We start from the raw sequence: 272 nt of genomic DNA, 5'->3' as shown, positions 1-272 counted from the left end.
CAAAAAGTGGCAGTGGCCAAAACAGAAGTGAGGATTCGGTTTGAAGGCCATTCTCGTGGTCGATTTTTCACCTTGGCAACACACTTGGCAACACACGGCAGGGAGATGGATCGTCGCGGTCATCAACAAAAAAACCCAGAGGGGACTAATTCGAAGGGGCCTTCCAGATTTTTGTCACCTCAAGAGTGGCGAAAAACTGTTCTTTCCTATGCCTTGCGATACTGATCATAGGTTGGTCCCAATGATGGGCGGATGATCAGGTTGTTTTGCCG

1 protein-coding gene is annotated in these 272 nt (G+C 48.9%); it reads left to right on the top strand.

From position 1 onward, the window contains the following. Positions 1–225, top strand: a 225-nt coding sequence (locus ACYQ78_RS39615; protein WP_459806144.1) for a hypothetical protein, incomplete at its 5' end; no start/stop codon positions are given. Positions 226–272: the final 47 nt, after the last annotated feature.

The organism is Herbidospora sp. RD11066 (genome assembly GCF_054661255.1).
Note: the sequence above shows the minus strand (reverse complement) of the source record. Positions and strands in the feature narration are given on the sequence as shown.